At 39.2% G+C, this 2,891-nt stretch carries 2 protein-coding genes; one reads left to right on the top strand and one right to left on the bottom strand.

The features are described 5' to 3' along the window. Positions 1-105 precede the first annotated feature (105 nt). Entirely contained in the window at positions 106-1,671 is a 1,566-nt protein-coding gene (locus E7274_RS14375; protein WP_304176935.1) for a tetratricopeptide repeat protein, read from the top strand. A gap of 62 nt (positions 1,672-1,733) precedes the next feature. On the opposite strand, the gene E7274_RS14380 is transcribed toward E7274_RS14375, so the two are convergent. After that, positions 1,734-2,891: AAA family ATPase (locus E7274_RS14380; protein WP_304176938.1), on the bottom strand; the 1,158-nt coding region annotated here is incomplete at its 5' end.

Raw genomic sequence — 2,891 nt, forward strand, 5'->3', positions numbered from 1 at the left:
TCTCAACTTGTTTCATGAAACACATTGAAACAAAATATTGCAGAAATAGCGTCTATTTAGAATAAAAATTGTACCTTTGCACTCAGAATTACAAACCAGCAGATCATGAACAAGTATATTAGTCGATGCATTTTTGTTACCATTATAATATTTACCACATCCTGTTCCAACCATCAATCTCTTGAAAAGTTGGAGCAAATAAAATCCGTCGGCGACAAATATCCTGACAAGGCACTCGCTATGCTTGATTCCATTGAATTTGGCATACGAAAAGAGAGTGATTACATTAAATATAAATATGATTTACTACGCATCCGACTAAATGATAAGGCATACAAGTCCCCCACCTCTGACATCATTATAAAAGAACTAATTAACTATTTTGAGGAAAAAGGGGACAATAGAGAAAAACAGGAAACATATTATTATGCAGGTAGTATATATCGAGATTTACATGATACACCGCATGCCTTGGAACATTTCTTTAAATCATTAGATCTCGCTAATGAACACAAAGACTGCGACTCGATCATGTTACGCAACACTTATTCTAACCTAAATTACCTATACTTTCGCGTGCAAAACTACAAAGACGCCCTAACTATGGCACTTAAGGAGCTTGAAATATGCCAAGCGACAAAAAGCGAACCTATACTACCTTTTATGCATCTTGGCTATGCTTATCTGGCTTTGGATAGTACACAACAGGCTGAAGTGGCATTTGATTCAGCATATTTTCATATCATCAGGTCTGAAAATATAACATCGCAAGAGGAAGAACTCATTCACTTGCTGAATAGCTACTCAGAACTGAAAAAATTGTCAAAGGCCCAAGCCTGCCTTTCGCATATAACCACCAATCCGCTTAAAGACTTTGATCCTTTCCCATGCTTGGCATTTGCCCAATATTATGAATCTGCTGGGAAGAAGGATTCTGCCATCATTTATTGTAAGCGTATTCTTGATGAAATGCCGGATATTTATAACGTATACGATGCAGCTAAAACACTTTATCGTTTGTATCAGGCTACAGGCGACATTATGAATGCCAACAAATACGCCAACATTTATATGCAGTATAGCGACTCACTTGATTTCGGGAAACGACAAGAATTGGCAGCTACTGTTAATAATGAATACCAGTATCATCTGGATCAAAAGAAAGAATTAGAGCTAAAGGATGAAAAAGATCAATATAAAACAACACTAATTATCGTTTGTTTTATTGCAATATCTTCTCTATTCATTGCTTATATCATTTACATTAGAAGAAGAAATAAGCATCTGCAAGAAATAGTAAAATTATCTACAGAATTACAACGTGTATCCGACAACAACAAAGCCGTTATAAGCATGCTGCATCAATCAGAATTGGAGGAGAATGCTGAAGATGTGATACACGACATCAGACAATCGTCGAGTGGAAAAAAGGAGATGACATCGGCCGAGTGGAAGAAACTCTATCAGGCTGTAGATCTGCAATATCCAACTTTTAAAGATACTCTACTGAAAGAACTCGGAACATTTACCGACCAGCAGATGCAAGTATGCTACCTTATAAAGATAGGATTATCGAAGCCACAAATCCAGAACATCACCAACCTATCGCGAGCCACCATCTGGCGCTGGGTTAAGAAATACGACTGGATACATGAGGTGACACCAAAATAACGCACTAAGCCTTTAGGGAATGTAATAACAGGTCGCCACAGACCGAGCAATGCCGGATATCTTTATGCTTGACGGAGGAGCCACATGGCAAAGAATTTATCGTAAACCTCGTAAACACCAAGCGAAGTTGTCACAAAACTCTTTTCGAGCAGCCCCTTTATAGCAGACTGAACACTACTTGTTGACGGAAGATGCCAGCGACGAACAAAATCGGCCGACGTTAAGGCAGTGGCCTTACCTGCTTTACAGATAGCCACTAACAGCATCTTTTGTTTTGGTGGCAGTTGAAACAGCAATGATTGATAATTGAATTCGTTAGCTCGCAGAATATTATCTATAGCCACATCTATCATCTCCACCGTACAGACAGATCCTGTAGACGTTAAAGAAAAAAGTTCGTTCATCACACGCTGTACATACCAGGTTATACCTTCAAAGCGCTCGTAAACCATCTGGAACACATCGGCAGGAAGCGATTTGCCTGCCTTCGAAAAATGCCCCTGAGCAAACTGGCAATACTTATCCATTGAAATACAGCCAAGATTCATCATCGAAGCACTTTGGTAAAACGGACGTGCCGGACTATTAAATATCTCGGCCATCATGGTACGTTGCGACCCGGCAAAGATAAAATTTGCATTGCGACAATGTTGAATATGTGTTCGTAGAAGTGCCTCTGCATGACCATCAGGATAATTTGCAACCGACTGAAATTCATCAATAGCAACAATACATGGTTTATCAGCCGATTCAATATAGTGAAAGATCTCCTCTAAAGTTGTTCTTGGCATCCTGATATCTCCAATCTCCACATTCCACGACGGATTTCCAGCAGGATCAAAAGAGATACCGCTACGCAAAGAAGACAAGAAGCCTGTAAACTTCTGCATAATCTGAGCACCTTTAGGCCGTAACGATGCAAGCATTGCGCTACCCATCGCCATAACCATATCCTCCATATTCTTAGTTGCATAGATATCAATCAGAAACGTATAATAATTCTCCTGAACCTCCTTTAGATGGTATAAATTCTCTATCAGCCCCGTCTTACCTATTCGACGTGGAGCTATTAATGCAACATTATTTCCATTCTCTATTAATCGGAGCAGATGCTTCGTCTCGTCTTGACGATCACAGAAATACTCCTCCGACTCATATCCATACAGAATAAAAGGATTGTTTACCATACCATGCTTTTTTGTTGCAAATATAATTATTAT

The sequence above is a fragment of the Pseudobutyrivibrio ruminis genome, assembly GCF_015057245.1.
GTDB classification, from domain to species: domain Bacteria; phylum Bacillota; class Clostridia; order Lachnospirales; family Lachnospiraceae; genus Pseudobutyrivibrio; species Pseudobutyrivibrio ruminis_E.